The sequence below is a fragment of the Bacillus sp. PK6-026 genome, from assembly GCF_054161455.1.
The window spans coordinates 4,209,035-4,231,751 of the sequence record NZ_CP096418.1 but is presented as its reverse complement, the minus strand read 5'-3'; the positions used below and the strand labels follow the sequence as shown (position 1 = coordinate 4,231,751).

Here is a 22,717-nt window from a genome sequence, read left to right as displayed (position 1 = left end):
AAAGTCACCCGCTTTTCTTTTGATTGTATCGTTCTGTTTTGTACCATTTAACCTCTTGCTTGAACAGGCGGTGCTTGATTTCGACGAATAAAGAATAAATCACGAGCGCAATCCAAGCCTGCGAGTATGTAAAGTACATCAGAAAAACGATGAAAAAGTTCTGCCTGTTCATTTCTGTTTTTTCGATGCTCAGTGTAATCATGACCTCCGTCATAAATAGAAAGAAAGCCAAAACCCATAAGATGATAGACAAAAAACCGAATGAAAGATGCAGATTATAAAATAAATTGATCACAAAAAGCGCATTTGACATGATGACACCAAAGAAAAACAAAAAATACGTAAAAAAGAAATAAAACAAATCAAAAATAATCCGTTTCCTCTTCAGCTTGAAAAATTGAGCCAAAAATTTCAGGACGACATACTGGTTGCCGCGCGCCCATCTTGTCCGTTGACGCCACCAGACTTTCCACGTTTCCGGCTCCTGTTCCCAAGTGACGGCCGCCGGGAAGAAGCGGATGTGGTAGCCGAGGTTGTAGACCCGGATCGTAAGCTCGGTATCCTCCGCGAGCGCCTGATCGTCCCAGCCGCCCAGCTGTTCGATAATGCTTCTCCTGATGGCGAAATTGGTGCCGGGGATCGTGGCGATTTTGAACCATTTCCATCTCCCGCCCTGTGCCATCCATTGGAAACAAATCGTTTCGATGTTGATAAATTTTGTGAGCAATGTTTTCGCCGCATTGATGACGCGGAATTTTCCCACCACTGCTCCGGCTTTCTGATCATTCATGAGCCCGAGGACAAGGTAATAAACAGCCATTTTTTCGGGCGTGTTGTCGGCGTCATACACACAAATGACATCTCCGCTTGATTCGGCAAAACCGCAATTGAGCGCCGTCGATTTTCCCTTTCCGGCATGCGGAGGTTTGGTCACGACCATTTTAATAAAGTCGTATTGTCTGGAAAACTCATCTACAATGTCGCCCGTCCGGTCAGATGAATTGTCGTTGATGACGATAATCTCCAGCCGGTCCTTCGGATAATAGAGATTCACCATCGCCTTCAGCGTCTGCCGAATCACGACCTCTTCGTTATGCGCAGGAATCAGAACGCTGACCTTCGGGAGATCCTTTACGTTCTCTTTCCACTTCGGCATGTTCCGTTCGAAGGTCATATAGTGGCGGAATCCGCCCTGCATCAGAAACATGTGATACAGAAGCATGACCCATATTAAGCTTAACGAGATTAGGAACAGAACATTACCCACGGTTTTTTCTCTCCTTAAAGATTCGTTTTTTTAATGTGGCTCTCAAGTAAAGGGTATAGCTCACAAACATGACAACAAACAAGAGCACAATGAGAGAGAGAATCCAAAGCGCCTTTTCCAGCGGGCTTTGCTGGTGATGATCGAAAAACGTCTCAATGGCGCTGACTTTGCTTTTAACTTGAATCGTTCCATCTCCGCTTGTGTGAATTTCCACTTTATCTGTTTTAACGGTTTGCTTTGTCTTTTTAATATCGAGCCATTCGCTGTTCGGAATGCGTTCCATTTGATCAACCAGCTCAGGGAGATATTTCATTCCAAGATAAGGATGATAAAATGCGCCGGCTACTCCGCCTTCAAAATCGATCATTTGAGAGATGCGTTCCTCGACTTTGCCGAGCGGATTTTGATCCGATTGATCAACATAGCCGATGGTCTCAGGATAGAGCGTCATCCCATGGAGTATTGCCGGTTTGGTAACAAAAGGCCCGGCGCCTGACGTTTTCCATGTTGTATCGCTAAGCTGAACCTGGCCGAACAAGCTTGTGAAATACTGTGAGGCGATCTGATAGCCGTGCTCTGACATCGTATAGTGCGGCGCTTCAAACGCGAGCGGATACAGCCCTTCTGCGGTGAGATCTTCAATAGCGTTCGTCAGCTTCTGCCGCGTGTACGTTTCCTCATTTTTTCTGAACGGCTTCAAATAGTTTTGATATGCTTCTTCATTCGGAAAGTTCTGTTCCTTTTGCAAAAGGGTCGCGGGCTCTTTCGCATTTTGCGATGTGATCGGCTGATCGGCTTTAGCATCCCAAAACTCGAATCCTTCACCGGTTTCGCTGTAGCGGTATGTATGGGTATACCCGTGAACAATTACACTGCCGCCCATATCCTGCAGCTTCCTCAGCACGTTGACAAGCTTCGGCTTTTCAGACATATAGACTTTGTCGCCCGTTTCAGGATTGACATATACCGGAATCACAGAAAGGATAAAAGGAATATTTCGTTTATGCAGATAAGCCCCGGCTTGGAGCAGCAGTTTTTCATCCGACATTGGGCTGATATCCTCAAGCCGCAAATATAACAGCGTGCTGTCCGGGGTTTCACCAAATGCCTGTCTGAGCTGCTTAGCGGCGAGGAGGTTGTTGTTGAGCAAATCGGTTAAACCGATGTACACGTTACTTTTGCCGGTTTTCCATGCGAATGGGTGAGCTTTTCCGTCGTCAGCTTTGTATGTGTACAACGCTTTTCCCTTCAAGCCTGATACCTCAAGGACACGAATTCCGCTTTCTAAAGAGGTATCGTGTTCCTCATTTGTGCTGCGAATCTGATACACATTGTCTTCGCTTTTCAGCGAAAGATCTGCAAATTGGCTGAACTGCCCGGCGTTAAAGCCGATCGCTGTCACAGGTTTTTGGAAGGAGCTGATCAGCTGCGCGAGCTTTTTGTTCAGCTTTTTTTTCGTTTGTCCGTAATAGATGACGCGGTCTTTTCCTGCCAGATCCGCAGCTTTGACATCCGCATCATTTACAACGGTCACATGGGATGTAAAATGGCCGGCGATAAGGTCGAGCATTTTCACATCGGTTGATTTTTTGCCGTCCAATGTTGAATAGATGATGAGAATGCCGCGCTTCTGCTGCTTTGCCCCGGCGGTGTCCGGAACATGAAAAACCGCAGCCAGGATAAGGACAGCCACGCATAGAAGTAATATCCGCTTACAGTTCATTCATCATCATCTCGTTTTCTAGTTCTTCTAAAAATTGCTCAGCAGTCTTTAAATCGTTTTGATATGATAAGTGGCACACGTGGAAGGTCAAGGTGACATACTTGCCGTTTTTCAGCTGGTATGTGTCCAGCTGTTTCTTCAGTTTTTCAAGGACGGCAGGCATATGCTCAGCAGGCGTGTGTGTCAGCAGGATGCCGAACCGCTCTTCGGCAGGCCGGAATTTTTTATCCGTTTCCCGGACACATGATCTGATTTGACTGCTGACAAATTGAAAGAGACGGTCGGTTTCTTTTTCTCCGTACAGGGATTTGAACTCTTTGAAATAATGCATTTGCAGCAGTAAAAAAACAAATGAGTTGCCATACCGCTCCGCCCGCTTGATTTCTTCCGAGAGCTCCAGCTTCATCCTCTGTTTATTATCAAAGCCTGTCACCCTGTCAATTGCAACGAAGCTATTGATCTCGTCTTGAAGGTGTTTGACAGAGCGGTGAAGTCCGATCGCGATGTCATGGATTCTCCCTGACATGAAGGAGAACAGCAAAAGCGCTATTCCCCAGATGACGAGGGTTTGCAATTCCGTTTCAGACGAAGCGTCTGTGTGAAGAAACATCATCAAAGTTCCGAGAACAAACAGGACGATGATCGTCCCAGCCAGTGCGTAAATCGATCCGAGCCATATTCCCGCTGCGATGATGGCAAGTGTGATGCAAATGACGAGAATGGATTCGGACTGCGGGGCTGAGACATAATGGATGAACAACGCAAGAGCTGCTGCTATTCCCGTCATATAAGCGAACATTTTTTGCGAATCATTGAATGATATTTTCATTTAAAAGCTTCCTTTCGGCTAATAGGGGCAGCAGGTTATCAAAAGAATGCGTATCATTTCCGCTCATATATCCCCCATAATACGTCTCAGACGAATCAAGAATTTCAAAATCATTCATTCGATCATACAGCGCTTTGATGACGTCTTGATCTTCGTTTTGGTTGATGAAAAATAATATCGCCAAAGCGTAGACGGATGGAGATTCGTATTGAACCGCCGGCTTTTTTGTATCGATCGAGTACCGGCCATACAGTTTGCCGCCGGTTTGAAACGTCTGTTTGAGCCAATCCGCTAATACAGCGGCTTTTTGATCCTTCGGCGGTAAATGCCAAGCTGTGTAAAGCTGATCAATGAGATTGACTTCATGGTCATAGGTGTATGCTTTCGTTTCTGTACTGTACACTTTCGGGAGAAAACCGTTTTTCAAAGGGGCGCGGTAAAGAATGTTGGCGTTCCGCCTTTCGGTATCCTTATCTATCACTCCGTTTTTTTTCAAGACGGATAGCGCATCTGGCATGATATAGGAAAGCGTGATATCCTTTGATGCGGATTGAGAGGCGGAGTCGTAAAAGTCCGTCAATATCCCGTTGTTCATGTTGTGCGTTTTTAATGCGGAACCGATGTTCAGAGCGGTTTGTTTATACTCGCTGTTTCCCCATAGAGCTGCCGCTTGATCGAGGCTCACCATGATTCTGAGATCATCGATCAAGGCGTTTACCCCGCTTGCCTGGCCGTTTTGGATTTGCCATGAGACCAGGTTGTTTTTCATAAGGAAGGATTCGGTCAGGTGCTGATATTGCTCATGAAAATGCTCGCCGTCTTTTTTACTGATCAAAAATTCCATCCACAAGCCAAGCGATTCCGACAAGTAAACAGGCTGGTCAGAAAAGCTGGTTTTAATCAGCCCCTGATCGCTCATTAAATGATGGTAAACGAAGTGTTCGGCAGGCTGCAGCGCTTCATCATTTCTGTCATCATCTGACTGATCTTCAGCTTTGATACAACCGACGGCCAGACTGGCCGATAAAAAGCACAGGATCATACCAATCCATATATACCTCACGGGTGCTTTCACGATAGATCACCCCGAATGTTTTTTTTGAGAATAATTTTGACTTACTTATTATAAATGAAAAAATGGAGATTGCTAGATTTTTTTGATCTTTTTGGACTATCCAAAAAGAGGACGTAAGTCCAATAATAAAATGTTTTTCCATCAATAGAAGGATTTTCGTATTGATTTTCATAAAAAAATACCAAAAGAAATAAACGGAGGACGTGAATGGATAGCCTGTGTGAGACCAGAGCAACCAGAAAAAATCTTGGTGAGGTATTGATTCAGCTATGAGATGAAACCGTGTTTTACCGGCGGACAAGCGCAGCTGAAGAACTGACAGCAGAAAAAGATGTATATATAAAGGATAAAGATATGATATGAACACATGTAGTGGCGCATGGGCCGGCACACTGGCCGTCTTTTTGCAATTCAGCTGGATGAGAAGGAGCATGAACCTATATAATATGGGTTAAAGCGTTACTAAAGGGGAGGAACGTGATGGACAAGGAAAAACAGCAATTGAGCATTGAAGCTGCGAGGCTCTATTATCAGTCTGACTACAGCCAGCAGCAAATCGCCGAACAGCTGCAGATTTCAAGACCGACGGTATCAAGGCTGCTGCAGTTCGCCAAGGAAAAGGGGTATGTCCAAATCCGCGTCATGGATCCGTTTGAAGATATGGATGCGCTCGGTGCGATGCTTGAGGAAAAATACGGGCTCATGGAAGCACATGTTGTTTTTTCGCCGACCGCGGATTATACGACCATCACGCATTATCTCAGCCGCTTCGGAGCCGAATACATGCACGGCGCAGTCAAGGACGGCGACATTGTCGGCGTCAGCTGGGGAACGACAATGTACCAAATCGCCCAAAATATGCAGCCCAAACAGGTGAAGGGCGCAGAGGTCGTACAACTGAAAGGCGGAATCAGCCACTCAAGTGTCAACACCTATTCGTCTGAAACGATTCAGCTGTTTGCCGAAGCCTTTCAAACGATGCCGAGGTATCTGCCGCTTCCGGTCGTGTTTGACAATCCGGAAGTTAAACAGATGGTAGAGCGGGACAGGCACATTAAGCGGATCATAGAAATGGGCAAACAGGCGAACATTGCGTTATTTACAGTCGGCACAGTCCGTGATGAAGCCCTGCTGTTCAGGCTGGGGTATTTTCATGAAGAGGAAAAAGCCCTTCTGAAAGAACGTGGAGTCGGCGATATTTGTTCGCGCTTTTTTGATGCGGAGGGAAACATTTGCAGCCATGCTATCGACTCGCGGACGATCGGCATTGAATTGGCTGACTTGAGGGAAAAAGAACGGTCGATTCTCGTAGCGGGCGGCAGCCGGAAAAAAGCCGCTATTCATGGTGCACTAAAAGGCAAATATGCCAATGTGCTGATTATTGATCAGCATACGGCGAAAGAGCTGCTAGATGATTAAAGTGTCCAGGAAGAACAGCCTGGATTTTACTTTATTTTCTATTGAACAAAATTTCATATGGTAATTTACATTTGTTCAAAAATCGGTTATGCTGAAACTATCTTATACAAAGGAAGTGCTAGTATATGACGATTGCAAATCTCATTGATCATACAGCATTGAAACCGCATACACAAAAATCCGAGATTGAAAAATTAATAGAAGAAGCGAAAACACACCAATTCGCTTCAGTTTGCGTCAACCCGACATGGGTTGAATTCGCCGCCAAAGAGCTGAAAGGAACGGAAATCGATGTTTGCACAGTCATCGGTTTTCCGCTGGGCGCCAACACGACAGAAACAAAAGCGTTTGAAACAAAAGACGCGATCGCAAAAGGCGCGACAGAGGTGGACATGGTCATCAACATCGCCGCTTTAAAAGACGGAGACGATGACTTTGTCGAGGCGGACATCCGCGGAGTCGTTGAAGCCGCAAAAGGTAAAGCGCTTGTTAAAGTCATCATTGAAACGTGTCTGTTGACAGACGAGGAAAAAGAGCGGGCTTGCCGCTTGGCTGTTGCTGCCGGTGCCGACTTTGTCAAAACTTCAACCGGGTTCTCAACCGGCGGAGCGACAGCGGAAGATATTGCCCTCATGCGGAAAACAGTCGGACCCGACATCGGTGTCAAAGCATCTGGAGGCATTCGAACAAAAGAGGACGTTGAAAGCATGATCTCAGCCGGAGCGACCCGGATCGGTGCAAGTGCAGGCGTTTCCATCGTCAGCGGAGCAGAAGGAAAAAATGAAGATAACTACTAAGATCCAGTGCAGCTGGAAGCGAAAGCTTCCTGCGCACAGACACAAAAATGTAAGCGAATACATCCTCAGGAGGATCAAAACATGAAATATCTTATCGGGCTCATCGGTTTATTTGTCGTCTTAGGGCTTGCATGGCTGGTCAGCAGCGGAAAAAAAAGAGTGAAGTACCGTCCGGTTATCATCATGATCGTGCTGCAATTTGCATTGGGATATGTTTTGCTGAACACGGGCGTCGGAAACTATCTCGTCGGCGGGTTTGCCAAAGGCTTCGGGTATTTGCTTGAATATGCCGCAGAAGGTGTAAATTTTGTCTTTGGCGGGCTGGTGAATGTGAATGAATCCACATTCTTCATCAGCGTGCTGCTCCCGATTGTTTTTATCTCTGCTTTAATCGGTATTTTGCAATATTGGAGAATCCTTCCGTTCATTATAAAATATATTGGTCTTGCGCTTAGCAAAATCAACGGGATGGGCAAACTTGAGTCATACAATGCCGTGGCCTCGGCGATACTGGGGCAATCTGAAGTATTCATTTCGTTAAAAAAGCAGCTGGGGCTGCTGCCTAAGCACAGACTTTACACGCTGTGCGCTTCAGCGATGTCAACCGTCTCGATGTCTATCGTCGGCGCCTATATGACGATGCTGAAGCCAGAATACGTTGTCACCGCGCTCGTATTGAACTTATTCGGCGGATTTATTATCGCTTCGATTATCAATCCTTATGAAGTCGATCGAGAACATGATATGGTAGAGGTACAGGAAGAGGAAAAACAATCCTTCTTTGAAATGCTGGGCGAATATATTATGGACGGCTTTAAAGTCGCCGTCGTCGTGGCCGCCATGTTGATCGGATTTGTCGCGATCATCGCAATGATTAACGGCATTTTCAGCGCCGCACTAGGCATATCATTCCAGGAACTGCTCGGGTTTATTTTTGCGCCGTTTGCCTTCCTGATGGGTATTCCATGGCATGAAGCGGTGAATGCTGGAAGTATCATGGCAACCAAGATGGTCTCAAATGAATTTGTCGCGATGCAGTCTCTCGCACAAGGCAGCTTCCATTTCAGCGGCCGCACCGAAGCGATTGTTTCTGTCTTCCTCGTCTCATTTGCCAATTTCTCATCGATCGGAATTATCGCCGGCGCTGTTAAAGGACTGAATGAGAAACAAGGAAACGTCGTCGCACGTTTTGGATTGAAATTGCTATACGGCGCAACGCTCGTCAGTTTCTTGACAGCGACCGTTGTAGGATTGATCTATTGATAAACATTGAAAAAAGGACTGGTGATCACAATGAGAATGGTTGATATCATCACTAAAAAACAAAATGGAGAAGAATTGACAACAGAAGAAATTCAATTTTTCATTAAAGGCTACACAGACGGCAGCATTCCTGACTATCAGGCGAGCGCTCTGGCGATGGCCATCTATTTTCAGGACATGACGGACAGAGAACGGGCCGATCTCACGATGGCGATGGTCAACTCAGGCGAAACGATCGATCTTTCCGCGATTGAAGGCATCAAAGTCGACAAACACTCAACAGGAGGCGTCGGCGACACGACGACGCTCGTACTTGCGCCGCTTGTTGCGGCTCTCGACGTCCCGGTCGCCAAAATGTCGGGCCGCGGCCTTGGACACACAGGGGGAACAATTGACAAGCTCGAAGCGATCAAAGGGTTTCACGTGGAACTTTCTAAAGACGAATTCATCAAACTTGTCAACCGCGACAAGGTTGCCGTCATCGGCCAAAGCGGAAACTTGACGCCTGCTGACAAAAAACTGTACGCCCTTCGCGATGTGACAGGCACGGTCAATTCGATCCCGCTGATTGCCAGCTCGATTATGAGCAAGAAAATCGCCGCAGGGGCGGACGCGATTGTCCTTGACGTCAAAACAGGCGCCGGCGCCTTTATGAAAACCGATGAAGACGCCGTCAACCTTGCGAAAGCGATGGTCCGCATCGGAAACAATGTCGGCCGCCAAACGATGGCTGTCATCTCCGACATGTCCCAGCCGCTGGGGTTTGCCATCGGAAATGCCCTTGAGGTGAAAGAGGCGATCGATACATTAAAAGGGGAAGGTCCGGAAGACTTGACTGAGCTTGTCTTAACATTGGGCAGCCAAATGGTCGTTCTCGCCAAAAAGGCAGAGACCCTTGACGAAGCAAGAGAGAAACTGATCGATGTAATGAAAAACGGAAAAGCGCTGCAAAAATTCAAGGGTTTCCTTCAGAACCAAGGCGGCGACAGTTCTGTCGCGGATAACCCTGAAAAGCTGCCTCAGGCTGCCTACAAAATCGACATTCCCGCCAAAGAAGCGGGCGTCGTGTCTGAAATCGTCGCCGATCAAATCGGCGTCGCGGCCATGCTGCTGGGCGCCGGCCGCGCAACAAAAGAAGACAAAATCGACCTCGCCGTCGGTATCATGCTTCGCAAAAAAGTCGGCGACGCAGTCGAAAAAGGCGAACCATTGGTTACCCTATACGCAAACCGCGAAAATGTCGATGACGTCATCGTAAAAGTCTACGACAACATTCAAATCGCTGAAAAAGCCGAAGCGCCGAAGCTCGTGCATACGGTGATTACGGAATAGAAGAGCATGCAGAAACAGCACATACCCTTGGGTGTGTGCTGTTTTTATGGGCCTTTTTTCTCATTTACCTATTTTAATCTTTCTTGTAGCATGAATACGTCTTAGGTGTCATCTTTTTACATGGACGGAAAGGTATAGATAAATAGGAGGTTTTTTTAAACGTGGCCAAACGTATTCTAGTATCTTCTGGTATTAGTGTTTTAATCTTTATCCTTATAGGTATATGCTCATTTATCCTATATGCCATACTGTCGCATTTTTACATGCAATCTTTTGTGACGGGCGAACCTTCCCAGGATGAAGCGCTGGGATGGGGGTATTTGGGTTTGTTGTTTATTTCATTCATATTGGCAATTTTGACAGGCATAATTGGCGGAATCATTTCCTTTTGTATATATTTTAAAAAATTCAAGAAATGGAGCAGTTAAAAGAGAACCGCCGGAAAATCCGGCGGTTTTTAAAAACGGATATTTTGAGAAAACCTTGGGTGTGTGCTGTTTGTTTAATGGCAAGATTTGAAGAAGGTCATTTGAACTAAGCACCTAATGCTATTTCAAAGAACATTGTGAGAAGCTTGAATGGATCAATTCAAGAAAATCCAAGAAAACCAAGTCCATTATCCTATTTACCTATTTTGGATGATATTGTAATATGAAAAAGGTCTGATTTATAAGAACGTTGGATTCAATCGGAAAGCAACAATATACCTAACCGAAATACTGTGGAATAAGCGAATAGTAACGTGCAGACGTTTATTTTCTGAAAAACGAGGTGAACCCGATATGTCAAACCATGCTGCTAAAATCGCTTCTTTGGAAAAAGATATTTCTTCTTTATCTCACAATATAAAGGATACACAAAGCAAAATCGCTGAACTGAAAAAAGCAAAAACAGCTATTACCGGTGAACTTCACACCCTTTCAAACAATGCCAATCTCATCAATCAGCCAGATATTACTTCGCATATATGGAACGGTAGACATACAAATCAATTTATCAATATAAGATCAAATATTGCACACAGCTATCAAAATATACAGAGAGAAACAGATGGTCTGATTTCACATATTGAGCAAGAGATTGAAAATCTTGAAATGCAAATCTCTAATATGGAGATGTTTCTAAGTATACAAAAACAACAGCTTACAGATATAAAAAAACAAGTCAATCATTGAGGTGAAAGAATGGCAGAAATAAAGGTAAAAGCAGAAGAAGTCAAAACGGCGTTTTCAAGCCTTCAGACAAAAATCAGCGCACTTTCGATAGCAGGTTCAAAAGCCGATATCACTAATTCTTCAATGGATGTAGTGAACAAAATAAAAAAAATCGAAAAGGAATACGAGCAGCTATTAAAAAAATACAAGGAGGCGCTATCTTCAGTTGAAAAGGACGCATGGTCAAACATTAAAGTCCTGATTGATACTGATAAAAACATCTCTCAAAAAATGAAATAAGGAGGGCTGGTTTTCTCTTGAAAGTTTTAGATGTCTCTGAAGTCATTGACGCGATAGACCAATTGATTAAGGAAAAAAAGCAAGAGGAAAAAGAAATCAATGCCATAAGGGAAAGTGTACAAAAAATTGCAGAGCTTGATGATGCATTAAAAGGAGAAGGCGGAAATGCGATCAAAGAACACTTTTCGGTTCTTCATCTTCCTGTGCTGCTTTATTTTCAGCACTTTATTGATCAATACATACAGAATTTAAAAGATATTAAAGCAAAAATCAGAACCTATGAATCAACAGAGGGTTTTGTAAAAGAAGAGTTTCTGACGCATGATGTCAAAAAGGGCTTAACAGAACTGAAACGTCAAACGAATGATACGGTTGATTCGATTAATGACGAATTTGATAAAATCAGCCAGTTGATTGGGGGCGGATCTATCTCTTTGGCGTCATTTAATGAGCATATTTCCGAAGCAAAAAAACATGTGAACAACACAGTGTCTGATTTAAAAGAGCTTGATCGTGATACTAATTCTATATTAAAACAATCGTCAAATTCGATCGCTCAGCTTTCCAAGCTCACTGAAAAAGTGAACACTTGGTCAAAGGGAGGCGCGATCCTATCTAAAAAAACGATTAAAGAGGTTGAAAACTACTTTTCTGAAACAGATGTCGTTAAACAAATGATTGACGAAGCCGTTGATTTAGCAGAAAAACAAGACGATCCGACAATGATGGGCAGAATCGCTGAATGGCTCGATTTAATCGGTACAGGAAACGGCGCTTTGGCTGTAACAAAAGGCGTCATAGCCGTGAATGTACTGGCGACGAAAATGCTTGAGCTTGAAAAAGACGGAAAAGGAAACTTCCGTGTGAAAGCCTCTCCGAAATGGACGCAGGGAGCTAACGGAAAATACGATTCCAAGGTGGCTCAGTTTGTTTACAATATCCTGAAAAAAGGCGATCCAAACTCAAGCAAACCAATCAAAAAATGGCTCGGCAAATTTCAAAATAAACCAAGCGGCCTTTTGAGAAAGATTGTTGGGTTGGGGCCTAACACAACAAGAATATCATATGAAAAGATTTTAGAAAGCCAAAGTTTCCTAAAGCATAAGCCAGAGGAACTGAAGAGTTATAAGACTAAGCTTGATGTGAAAGGGACTCTTGGGAAGTTTAAGGATGAAGTAGCTCCTGGAAAGTTAGTTAAAAGGGTTCCTGGTTTTGGAACTGCATTTTCTCTATTAACGAATTCATCTGAGTTTTTTAGTGATGAAAACAGAGATAAAAGCAATGGGGAAAAATGGGGAAGGTTCTCCGCAGGAATAGGAATGGATGTCGGAGTTGCGGGCTTAACAACTGGTGGAGCCGCGATAGGGTCCCTTATTTGTCCAGGTCCAGGAACCCTTATTGGAGGAGCGATTGGAGCAGGAATTGGTATTACCGGATCTATAGTTTCTGGAGATTCAGTGAAACAGTGGGGAGAAGACACAGGTGAATGGGTAGAAGATAAACTAAATGATGTGAAGGAATGGTCAGAAGAACAAGTTTCGAATATTTCAGATTCAGTATCAGATGGGTTTTCAAAGGCCAAGGAATTTGTGACTAGTTGGTTCCGTTAAAGAGGAGGAGTTTTAATGATTGATTCTAAAATTATATTAACAACAAATGAACTCGTTGCCGCATTGTTACTGTGTAGGTATGATAAAGCCGCGGAGGATATAATTAATGATCAGCTATTAATTCAAAATGAAAAAGATATTGAACCTTTTTCAACTCAAACTGAAAATCTTTTAAAACAAAGAGGATATTGGGCTGATGACACAGAATCTAATTTACAAAAAGGGTTAGAAAACTTAATTCACTTGCTCATTCAATCAAAGCGAAAAGTCCGCTGTATCCATCGAAAAAGGGTGTTGATTGTACACCATGTTCAAAATAATGAATTCATTGTGCAGGAGATTGAAAAACAAAATCATAGTTTTTCGATTTTAAGAAGCAGAGACCGATTTTTAGAAATGTTGAAAACATTTTATCATTCATATACGGATAAAAAACCAGAACATGAAATTTTTGAAATGGATGAAGATTCATTTGATGAGTTTCATGAGGTGGAAGCTGAAGTCATCAAGAGAATGGCGGAAGACCCGAAAACGCATCCGTCTATTAGTCAATTTTCTTTTGATTTTTTAGCGAACGATCAACAACTTGATAATATTTCTTTTGTTGAAAGTGACTATATTCAAAACCAAACAAGATTAGATCAAGTTGTGTTTTTATTAAAAAGCGACGATTTCATTTGGCATTTAGATTATGAGAATATTAAAAAAACCGGTTCTCTTTATCTTCAGCCGGTAGCAGTGGGTGAATATTTTGAGAAAATAGTGGCCGTTATGAATGAATTTTATGATTTATAGAATGTAGAAAGGACTAATTTTATGTTTTCAATAAAAAAAAGCTTCTTTTTTTGGTTAAGAAGCAACGTTGTTATATTATTGTTTATAGCTTTTTTGTTAGCAAGTTTGCCTTATAGAAATGAGAATGAGAGCGGTATCTCAATTTTTTTATTTGCTTTTGTATCTGAATGCTTCTTAATATTACTTTCTTTGGTATACGGTACTAAAACAAAAAAAACATATACCAGCCCACGAAAAAGAATACTTAAGAAGTCAAATGTTATACAAGGTATTTTAGTATTTCTTTTCATAAGTATCTTTTTTAGTTATGCATTAAATGATATGGTACCTTTTCCAAGTTCATTACTTTATATTTCATTAACTGTCAACTTAATAATGGCTATATACTCTTTAATCGCTCCCTCATGGGTAATAAAAATATATGAATACAATATATATGAAGTGCCGAATGGGTGGATAAGCGATTTGCTTCGGTTTTTTTTGTTTTTCGCATGGTCGGTTAACTATGAGGTTCAAGTTGTTTTATACCGGCTCCCATTTCTGTTGCAACGGTTAATGGGTATTATTTTTATATTTGTTTTGCTCATAAATATATTTTTGATTTCTTCAATGTTTTAAAAGGGAAATTGAATGTTTAAAAAACAGTCGTTTCTTTTATCATTCTTTTGTGTTAACAGCTTTATAAGTTAATTAGGGTGTTTCTTAGGGCTGCGATTATTACAGCCTCTTTTTCATGTCCTTTTGAAATCAGTCATGATTCGCGTATAATCACATTCATAACACCATCATTCACTGGAAATCATATGACCAAAAGGAGTTCATGCATGAACAAAGCCAGTTTTAAAGACTATGCATTAAGCGGTGATATTACGAAAGCGCTCGATCATTTAGGGTATAAGCAGCCGACTGCGGTGCAAAGCGAAGTGATTCCCGCGGCGCTTAAAAAGCGGGATGTTGTGGTGAAATCGCGAACGGGGAGCGGGAAGACGGCCGCGTTCGGAATTCCGCTTTGTGAGCTGACAGAATGGGAAGAGAACAAACCACAAGCTTTGGTTTTGACACCGACGCGCGAGCTTGCCGCTCAGGTTAAGGAGGATTTGACGAACATCGGCCGCTATAAAAGAATAAAAGCAGCGGCTGTTTACGGGAAATCGTCCTTTGAACGGCAAAAAACAGAGCTCAAGCAAAAATGCCATATCGTTGTCGGGACACCTGGACGCGTATTGGATCACATTGAAAAAGGGACCTTTCCATTAGAAAAACTGAAATACCTTGTCATCGATGAGGCCGATGAAATGCTGAATATGGGATTTATCGATCAAGTAGGAGCGATCATTCGCCATTTGCCTGAAGAACGGCTGACGATGCTGTTTTCAGCAACTTTTCCGGAGGATGTAGAGCATCTATCCCTTCAATATATGAAAGACCCTTTGAAAATCGAGATTCAAGAAGGCGGTACGACAACTGCAGATATCGAGCATCAACTGATCTTTGTAAATGAAAATGATCCATTTTCGCTTTTAGTGGATCTGTTCATTGTTGAGAATCCGGACAGCTGCATCGTCTTTTGCCGCACACAGGAGCAAGTGAATGAGTTGCAGCGGCGCTTAGCCGGTTTGGGTTATCCGTGCGCGAAAATTCACGGCGGCATGCCTCAGGAGGAACGTTTTGCCGTGATGAACCGCTTTAGACGGGGAGCGTTTCGCTATTTAATCGCGACAGATGTAGCTGCAAGGGGCATCGACATTGAGAACATCACACATGTTATCAACTATGAGCTGCCATTAGATCAAGAAAGCTATGTGCATCGTACCGGCAGAACAGGCCGAGCCGGCAGCCGGGGAAAAGCGATTACGCTTGCCAGTCCGCGTGAAAAAAGGATGATCGCTGACATTGAAGACTATATCGGTTTTTCCATTCCTATTATTGAGGCGCCGTCAAAAGAAGAAATTGTACGGGCAAAAGCGGCATTTCAAAAGAAAATCAATAGGAAGCCTGAGCTTAAACAGGACAAGAGCGAATCGTTAAATAAAGAAATTATGAGGCTCTACTTTAACGGGGGAAAAAAGAAGAAGCTGAGAGCTGTTGATTTCGTTGGGACGATTGCTAAAATTGACGGCGTCTCCGCTGAGGATATTGGGATTATCACGATACAAGAGCAAGGTTCATTCGTTGAAATTTTAAACGGCAAAGGACCGCTCGTCTTAGAAGCGATGAAAAACACAACCGTGAAAGGGAAATTGCTGAAAGTGCATAAAGCGAGGAAATAAACTTAGGCTGCCGACTTTGTCGGGAGCTTTTTTGTTCGTAATAAACCTTGGATAAGCAGCATATGATGAATTGTCAAAAAATGAAAGCGCTTCAAAAGAAAGGAGAACAAATGAATATGAGAAAGTGTTTCATCCAAGTCCTTGCATTGCTTTTCATCATGGCTGCATGTTTCGCGCCAAACCAAGCTTCTGCACAAACTCAAAAACCTGTATTTTCAGAAGTGGCGGTTCACGATCCATCCATTATTAAAGCGAATGGCACGTACTATGTCTTCGGCTCCCATTTAGCTTCGGCCAAATCGACGGACCTCATGAAATGGACGCAAATTTCCTCGAGTGTCCACGACGGCAATCCTCTGATTCCGAACGTATATGAAGAATTAAAAGAGGCCTTTGAATGGGCTGAATCTGATACGTTGTGGGCGCCTGATGTCACCCAGCTTGAGGACGGCAAGTTTTATATGTATTACAACGCCTGCCGCGGGGATTCTCCGAGATCTGCGCTCGGACTTGCTGTCGCGGACGACATTGAAGGCCCATACAAAAATAAAGGCATTTTCCTGAAGTCGGGAATGGACGGGATCAGCAATGACGGCACGCCTTATGACGCGACAAAGCACCCAAATGTCGTCGATCCGCATACATTCTTTGATCAAAAAGGAAAGCTGTGGATGGTGTACGGCTCCTATTCCGGGGGAATTTTTATTTTAGAAATGGATAAGAAAACCGGACTTCCGCTTCCGGGACAGGGGTACGGCAAAAAGCTGATCGGCGGCAATCACAGTCGGATTGAAGGCGCATACATTCTCTACAATCCTGAAACACAGTATTACTACCTGTACATGTCCTTCGGAGGGCTTGCCGCTGACGGCGGGTACAACATTCGCGTCGCCCGCTCAAAAAACCCTGACGGCCCTTATTATGACGCAGAAGGCCATGCGATGATTGACGTCCGCGGCAAAGAAGGAACGTTTTTTGACGATCGCTCAATCGAACCGTACGGTGTCAAACTGATGGGGAATTTCTCATTTAGCAATCAAAACGGCTATGTATCGCCGGGCCATAACTCTGCCTTTTACGATGAAAAAAACGGCAAATCGTATTTAATCTTCCACACCCGCTTCCCGGGACGGGGCGAGGAGCACGAAGTCCGCGTCCACCAACTGTTGATGAACAAACAAGGCTGGCCGGTTGCCGCCCCTCACCGCTATGCCGGAGAGAAGCTCGACAAGGTGAAAAAGTCAGATGTGATTGGCGCCTACGAATTGGTGCGTCATGGTAAAGATATATCCGCAGATATTAAAGAATCGAAAGAAATCCGCTTAAATCAAAACGGCAAAATAACCGGCGCAGCGGCCGGGACGTGGAAGAACACGGGAGACAACAAAATCGAACTCAAGCTCGACGGAAAAACATATGACGGCGTATTTTTGCGCCAGTGGGATGCATCTTCTGAGCGGAAGGTGATGACGTTTAGTGCGTTGTCTCGTGAGGGAGATGCTGTTTGGGGGAGTAAATAGTGTGATTAAAAATGCCCTCTGTTCTGGAGGTCATTTTTATAAATAACCCCTTTCATTTTGACGAATCTTTTCCAATTCGATAACATAAAAATAGTTCACGAAGTGTAATATCAAACAAAAAGGATGGAGCGCCATGTGTACAAGTATCACGTTGACGACTGCGGGTCGGGAGCATTTATTGGCGAGGACGATGGATTTTGATTTTGAGCTTAACGGGGAAGTGCTGTTGCATCCGCGTCGCTACAAATGGAAAAGTGAAGCAGACGGCAGCGAGCATGCCGGCCGGTATGCGTTTATCGGGATGGGCAGAAGGCTCAATAATGCGCTGTTTGCCGATGGTGTGAATGAAAAAGGATTGTCTTGCGCGGCGCTTTATTTCCCGGATTATGCTGTGTATGAAAGCGAGACGAAAGAGCAATGCCGCAATCTTGCGCCGCACGAATTTGTGACATGGGTGCTGTCGGAATGCGGCGATTTGGAGGAAGTGAAAAAAGCGGCTGTTTCCGTAAACATTGTTGAGAGAGAGGTCAGCTTGCTCAGTACGGTGACGCCGCTTCATTGGCTATTAACGGACCGCTCCGGTGCGAGCATCGTTGTTGAACCGGCGGCCGGAGGCATTCAAATTCATGATAATCCGGTCGGCGTGCTGACGAACAGTCCGGATTTTCCTTGGCATTTGACCAATTTGCGCAATTATATCGGTCTTCAGCCGGGACAGTTTGCCGCGAAAAAGATGGGAGACCTGACGCTGTCGGCTTTTGGCCAAGGTTCCGGGCTGTCCGGATTGCCGGGAGATTTTACACCGCCATCCCGTTTTGTCAGGGCGGCAGTTTTGAAAGAGCACATGAAGCCCGTGTCCAACGAAACAGAAGGCGTTTCTGCCGCGTTTCATATTCTCTCCAATATGAATATTCCCAAAGGGATTGTCATGACTGACAATGGCGAAGACGATTACACCCAATATACGGCGGTGATGTGCAGCGAGACGTGCAGCTACTATTTTCACCATTATCAAAACAGGCAGATTCAAAAGGTTTGCATATTACAGGAAGACCTGGACAGCAACGAAATAAAGGCGTTTCCGCCAAAGCAGGAAGAGACGTTTCATTCTCTTCAATCATAAACGAAAGAAGGAACAATATTGCAAAACAAAACAGCAAACAGACTCATTTTATTAGGCATTAGCTTACATAGCATATATTGGTTGTTTATATTATTTTTGTTTTTTCATTTCAAACATCAATTTGACGTTTATGCCGTTTGGAATCCGAATGTCACGGACGGATATATGGAGGCTGGGACTTTCGTGGCCGCGCTGAAGTTGATGATCTACTCAGGCACGTTGTTTAATTTGGCTCTCTTGTTCATTTTGTGCTTGTTGATTGTAATTTTAGTACAGTCGGTCATTTTTATTGCCCTGGAAATCACCGCTTACGTGAAAATCAAAAAAGATCCGTTTTCTCCATGGGGCTCTTTTATTTTAGCGATGGGCATTAAAAACATTTTCACAAACTTATCAGGGATTCCGTTCATGGCCGCCGGATTCATTCTTCATAAGCAGCAGGAACCGAAAGACGCAGTTGCACAGCCGGCAGCACGAAGGAAAGCAAGGCGAAACCCTGCATTGCTTATGAAAAAGGCGGCGAAAGCTAGAAAACATAGAAATAAAGGTATAAAGTCTTAGTTTCTAGTTTGCGTGTATTCTATTTTTTATGAGACAATTGTAATGAAAGCGTTGACATGAACAAAAACAGGTGCTACAGTATAGTTACAAACTAATATCAGCAAGTTTCTTAAGGATTGTTACTGCTTTTGCAGGCAAAACCTAAGTTGCGTACAGCTTTCTGGGACATCGTCCCATTCAAGCCGGCGTAATTTAGGTTTTTTTTATACCCAAAATGAGGAGGTGATGTGAGATTCCGAGGATTCATTGCGGTTCCAAGCCAATAAAAAAGCCGGGTGAAGGCGGCCACCTTCAGTCCGGCGGATTCCCCCAAAGGAGGAGGTACTCATATGGATTATAATAAAGTATCGAAGGACATTTTACAACTCGTGGGCGGTGAAGAGAACGTACTTAGCGTGATTCACTGCATGACAAGACTGCGTTTCAACCTTTATGACAATGCGAAGGCAGACCGCGCGAAACTGGAAAGTCTTTCGGCTGTAATGGGCACCAACATCAGCGGCGACCAGTTTCAGATTATCGTTGGAAATGATGTGCCTAACGTTTACAAAGCGATTATCGAAAACAGCGGACTGAGCGAGGGAAAGGCTGGCATGCAGAAAGCAGAAGGAAAGACAAATGTGATGAGCGCCATCTTTGATGTCATTTCCGGCGTATTTACACCGATTCTGCCGGCGATCGCCGGTGCGGGTATGATCAAGGGGATTATAGCGTTAGCCGTGACGTTCGGCTGGCTGAGCGAGAATAGCCAGGCGCACACTATTCTGACTGCTATCGGCGACGGTGCGTTCTACTTCCTGCCTTTATTGCTTGCGGTCAGTGCAGCGAAAAAATTCGGCAGCAACCCTTATGTTGCTGCGGCGATCGGAGCGGCGATTCTGCATCCCGATCTGACAGCGCTCCTCGGTTCAGGGGAAAGCATTTCCTTTATCGGATTGCCTGTAACCGCTGCCACGTATTCGTCGACGGTGATTCCGATTTTGCTTGCCATCTGGATTTCATCTTATGTAGAAAAATGGATTGATAGAATCACCCCGACTTCTTTGAAACTCATCTTTGTTCCGACTTTCACCCTGCTGATTGTCGTGCCCGTTACATTGATCACGGTCGGTCCACTCGGAGCGATTATCGGAAACTATCTATCTGTCGGTGTGAATTATTTATTCCAGCATGCTGGCCTCATTGCAATGGTTCTGTTGGCCGGAACGTTCTCTCTCATCATTATGACGGGAATGCACTACGCGCTGGTGCCAATTATGCTTAATAATATTACTCAAAACGGATACGACTACTTGATGCCGGCCATGTTTCTGGCCAATATGGGGCAGGCGGGCGCGTCATTCGCAGTCTTTTTACGCTCAAGAAATAAGACGTTCAAATCGTTGTCGATGACGACAAGCATCACGGCGTTGATGGGAATCACGGAGCCGGCGATGTACGGTGTCAACATGAGGCTGAAAAAGCCGTTTGTCTCAGCGCTTCTCGGTGCAGCCGTCGGCGGTGCTTTTTATGGTGTCACAGGAGTTGCATCCTACATTGTTGGAGGCAACGCCGGATTGCCTGGCATTCCGACATTTATCGGCCCTACATTCGTTCAGGCGATGATTGGCCTTGTTATAGCGTTTTTTGCAGCGACGATTATCGCTTATCTGCTAGGGTTTGAAGATGTGCCTTCACAGGAAGATGAAGTTCAGGCTAAAGACGAACCTCAAGGCAACGCGGCCGCCGAAGAAATTATTCAAAGCCCGCTGAAAGGCGAAGTCAAAGCATTGAGTGAAGTGGATGATGCGACATTTTCAGGAGAAGTCATGGGAAAAGGTGTTGCCATTGAGCCAGAAGAAGGCAAAGTGGTGTCGCCTGTATCAGGCACGATCACGACCGTTTTTCAAACGAAGCACGCCCTCGGCATCACTAGCGACAATGGGGCAGAAATTATTATCCATATCGGAATCGATACGGTGAAATTGAACGGTGAGCACTTTACCGTGCATGTCAATAAAGGAGACGCTGTAAAGCCGGGAGACCAGCTTGTCTCATTTGATATGGATGCGATTAAGGATGCAGGCTATCAGTTAATCACGCCGGTTATCATCACAAATACGGACCGGTACCAGTCGATCAAGCCTTTGAAAACAGATGAAAGCGTTGACATTGAGGAAGCGCTGATCGCGCTGGCATAGAGAGAGGAAAGCTCGACAAATTTGGATGAGGTGAAATGATATGACTGAACAAACGAAAAAATTCCCTGATGGTTTTTTATGGGGCGGAGCGGTTGCCGCAAACCAAGTAGAAGGCGCCTATAATGTCGGCGGAAAGGGGCTCTCGACAGCTGATGTGTCGCCGAACGGGGTCATGTATCCATTCGATGAGTCGATGAAGTCATTGAACCTGTATCACGAAGGCATCGATTTTTACCACCGCTACAAAGAAGATATCGCTCTTTTCGCCGAAATGGGATTTAAAGCGTTTCGGACATCGATTGCCTGGACGCGGATTTTTCCTAACGGTGATGAAAGTGAACCGAATGAAGAGGGACTCGAATTTTACGATCGCCTCTTTGATGAGCTATTAAAATACAATATTGAGCCAGTCGTGACGATATCCCACTATGAAATGCCGCTCGGTTTAATTAAAAAATACGGAGGCTGGAAAAACCGGAAAGTGATCGAGTGCTATGAACATTATGCGAAAACGGTTTTCACCCGCTATAAAGACAAAGTGAAATATTGGATGACGTTCAACGAAATCAACATGGTTCTGCATGCGCCGTTTACAGGCGGTGGCCTTGTATTTGAAGAAGGCGAAAACCAGTTAAATGCGATGTACCAAGCGGCGCATCATCTATTTGTCGCAAGCGCCCTTGCGGTAAAAGCAGGCAAGGATATTATTCCGGACGCTAAAATCGGCTGTATGATTGCCGCAACGACGACATACCCGATGACGCCAAAACCGGAAGACGTGCTCGCCGCGATGGAAAATGAGAGAAAAACGCTGTTTTTCTCGGACGTACAGGCACGCGGAGCTTATCCGGGCTATATGAAGCGCTTCTTTAAGGAAAATGGAATTGCGATTGAGATGGCTGAAGGTGATGAAGACATTCTGAAGGAAAACACAGTCGACTATATCGGTTTCAGCTACTACATGTCAATGGTTGCGAGCACGAATCCGAAAGATTTGGCAAAAACGGGAGGCAACTTGCTCGGAGGGGTTAAAAACCCGTACCTTGAATCGTCCGAATGGGGCTGGCAGATCGACCCTAAAGGAATACGCATTACGCTGAATACATTGTACGACCGCTATCAAAAGCCGCTTTTCATTGTTGAAAACGGGCTCGGCGCCGTCGATGTCGTCGAAGAAGACGGTTCGATACAAGATGACTACAGAATCAACTATTTGCGCGATCACTTAAAAGAAGTAAGAGAAGCGATCGCAGACGGCGTCGACTTAATCGGCTACACATCATGGGGCCCGATCGACTTGGTCAGCGCGTCCACCGCTGAAATGAAAAAACGCTACGGCTATATTTATGTCGACCGTGACAATGAAGGAAACGGCACGTTTGCAAGAACGAGAAAGAAAAGCTTTTACTGGTATAAAAAAGTGATCGAAACGAATGGCGAGAGTTTGTGATATTTAAAATGGCTGTCCTTTACAGGACAGCTTTTTTCTCTGTAGCGCA

19 protein-coding genes are annotated in these 22,717 nt (G+C 44.4%); 15 read left to right on the top strand and 4 right to left on the bottom strand.

The window, feature by feature from the left end; translation table 11 throughout:
* Positions 1 to 4 precede the first annotated feature (4 nt).
* The 4 genes from M1D59_RS21495 to M1D59_RS21480 are packed head-to-tail and all read right to left on the bottom strand — an operon-like array spanning position 5 to position 4,861.
* A complete protein-coding gene (locus M1D59_RS21495; protein ID WP_023856882.1) occupies positions 5 to 1,267 on the bottom strand; it encodes a glycosyltransferase family 2 protein in 1,263 nt (420 codons plus the stop codon).
* Positions 1,260 to 2,990: a DUF2334 domain-containing protein gene (locus tag M1D59_RS21490; protein WP_458117688.1), complete on the bottom strand. Its 1,731-nt coding sequence runs from the start codon at positions 2,988 to 2,990 to the stop codon at positions 1,260 to 1,262. Before M1D59_RS21490 ends, M1D59_RS21495 begins: the two co-directional genes overlap by 8 nt.
* A complete protein-coding gene (locus M1D59_RS21485) occupies positions 2,980 to 3,819 on the bottom strand; it encodes a diguanylate cyclase domain-containing protein (RefSeq protein WP_448155853.1) in 840 nt (279 codons plus the stop codon). The genes M1D59_RS21490 and M1D59_RS21485 overlap by 11 nt, the downstream gene beginning before the upstream one ends.
* Positions 3,800 to 4,861: a lipoprotein YdaJ gene (locus tag M1D59_RS21480; RefSeq protein ID WP_458118065.1), complete on the bottom strand. Its 1,062-nt coding sequence runs from the start codon at positions 4,859 to 4,861 to the stop codon at positions 3,800 to 3,802. The genes M1D59_RS21485 and M1D59_RS21480 overlap by 20 nt, the downstream gene beginning before the upstream one ends.
* Before the next feature lie 513 nt (positions 4,862 to 5,374).
* Between M1D59_RS21480 and M1D59_RS21475 the strand changes: the two genes are divergently transcribed.
* The 15 genes from M1D59_RS21475 (at position 5,375) to M1D59_RS21405 (ending at position 22,668) form a co-directional block, all read left to right on the top strand.
* Entirely contained in the window at positions 5,375 to 6,313 is a 939-nt protein-coding gene (locus M1D59_RS21475; RefSeq protein WP_020453527.1) for a sugar-binding transcriptional regulator, read from the top strand.
* 125 nt (positions 6,314 to 6,438) lie between these two features.
* On the top strand, positions 6,439 to 7,110 hold the full coding sequence (gene deoC / locus M1D59_RS21470) for a deoxyribose-phosphate aldolase (protein WP_020453526.1): 672 nt from the start codon (positions 6,439 to 6,441) through the stop codon (positions 7,108 to 7,110).
* An 81-nt stretch (positions 7,111 to 7,191) separates the two neighbouring features.
* Positions 7,192 to 8,373, top strand: a complete 1,182-nt coding sequence (locus M1D59_RS21465; protein ID WP_023856885.1) for a NupC/NupG family nucleoside CNT transporter — start codon at positions 7,192 to 7,194, stop codon at positions 8,371 to 8,373.
* A 30-nt stretch (positions 8,374 to 8,403) separates the two neighbouring features.
* Positions 8,404 to 9,705, top strand: coding sequence for a pyrimidine-nucleoside phosphorylase (locus M1D59_RS21460; protein WP_456283069.1), 1,302 nt, complete (start codon positions 8,404 to 8,406; stop codon positions 9,703 to 9,705).
* A gap of 161 nt (positions 9,706 to 9,866) precedes the next feature.
* Positions 9,867 to 10,133 (top strand): hypothetical protein, encoded by a 267-nt coding sequence (locus M1D59_RS21455; protein ID WP_026580364.1) that lies wholly within the window; start codon positions 9,867 to 9,869, stop codon positions 10,131 to 10,133.
* A 354-nt stretch (positions 10,134 to 10,487) separates the two neighbouring features.
* On the top strand, positions 10,488 to 10,880 hold the full coding sequence (locus M1D59_RS21450) for a DUF5082 domain-containing protein (RefSeq protein ID WP_023856887.1): 393 nt from the start codon (positions 10,488 to 10,490) through the stop codon (positions 10,878 to 10,880).
* Between the two features lie 9 nt (positions 10,881 to 10,889).
* The gene (locus M1D59_RS21445) at positions 10,890 to 11,159 is read left to right on the top strand and encodes a YwqI/YxiC family protein (RefSeq protein ID WP_020453522.1); all 270 of its coding nucleotides are present in this window, start codon (positions 10,890 to 10,892) and stop codon (positions 11,157 to 11,159) included.
* 17 nt (positions 11,160 to 11,176) lie between these two features.
* Positions 11,177 to 12,769 (top strand): ribonuclease YeeF family protein, encoded by a 1,593-nt coding sequence (locus M1D59_RS21440; RefSeq protein WP_456283070.1) that lies wholly within the window; start codon positions 11,177 to 11,179, stop codon positions 12,767 to 12,769.
* A 15-nt stretch (positions 12,770 to 12,784) separates the two neighbouring features.
* On the top strand, positions 12,785 to 13,564 hold the full coding sequence (locus M1D59_RS21435; protein ID WP_026580362.1) for a hypothetical protein: 780 nt from the start codon (positions 12,785 to 12,787) through the stop codon (positions 13,562 to 13,564).
* Between the two features lie 824 nt (positions 13,565 to 14,388).
* Positions 14,389 to 15,834 (top strand): DEAD/DEAH box helicase, encoded by a 1,446-nt coding sequence (locus M1D59_RS21430; protein WP_458117687.1) that lies wholly within the window; start codon positions 14,389 to 14,391, stop codon positions 15,832 to 15,834.
* A gap of 110 nt (positions 15,835 to 15,944) precedes the next feature.
* Positions 15,945 to 17,354: a glycoside hydrolase family 43 protein gene (locus tag M1D59_RS21425; RefSeq protein WP_458118064.1), complete on the top strand. Its 1,410-nt coding sequence runs from the start codon at positions 15,945 to 15,947 to the stop codon at positions 17,352 to 17,354.
* 133 nt (positions 17,355 to 17,487) lie between these two features.
* Entirely contained in the window at positions 17,488 to 18,477 is a 990-nt protein-coding gene (locus tag M1D59_RS21420; protein ID WP_458110611.1) for a choloylglycine hydrolase family protein, read from the top strand.
* An 81-nt stretch (positions 18,478 to 18,558) separates the two neighbouring features.
* On the top strand, positions 18,559 to 19,038 hold the full coding sequence (locus tag M1D59_RS21415) for a hypothetical protein (RefSeq protein ID WP_231005418.1): 480 nt from the start codon (positions 18,559 to 18,561) through the stop codon (positions 19,036 to 19,038).
* Positions 19,039 to 19,367: 329 nt separating this feature from the next.
* Positions 19,368 to 21,218: a beta-glucoside-specific PTS transporter subunit IIABC gene (locus M1D59_RS21410; protein WP_458110613.1), complete on the top strand. Its 1,851-nt coding sequence runs from the start codon at positions 19,368 to 19,370 to the stop codon at positions 21,216 to 21,218.
* 40 nt (positions 21,219 to 21,258) lie between these two features.
* A complete protein-coding gene (locus M1D59_RS21405; protein WP_458110614.1) occupies positions 21,259 to 22,668 on the top strand; it encodes a glycoside hydrolase family 1 protein in 1,410 nt (469 codons plus the stop codon).
* Positions 22,669 to 22,717: the final 49 nt, after the last annotated feature.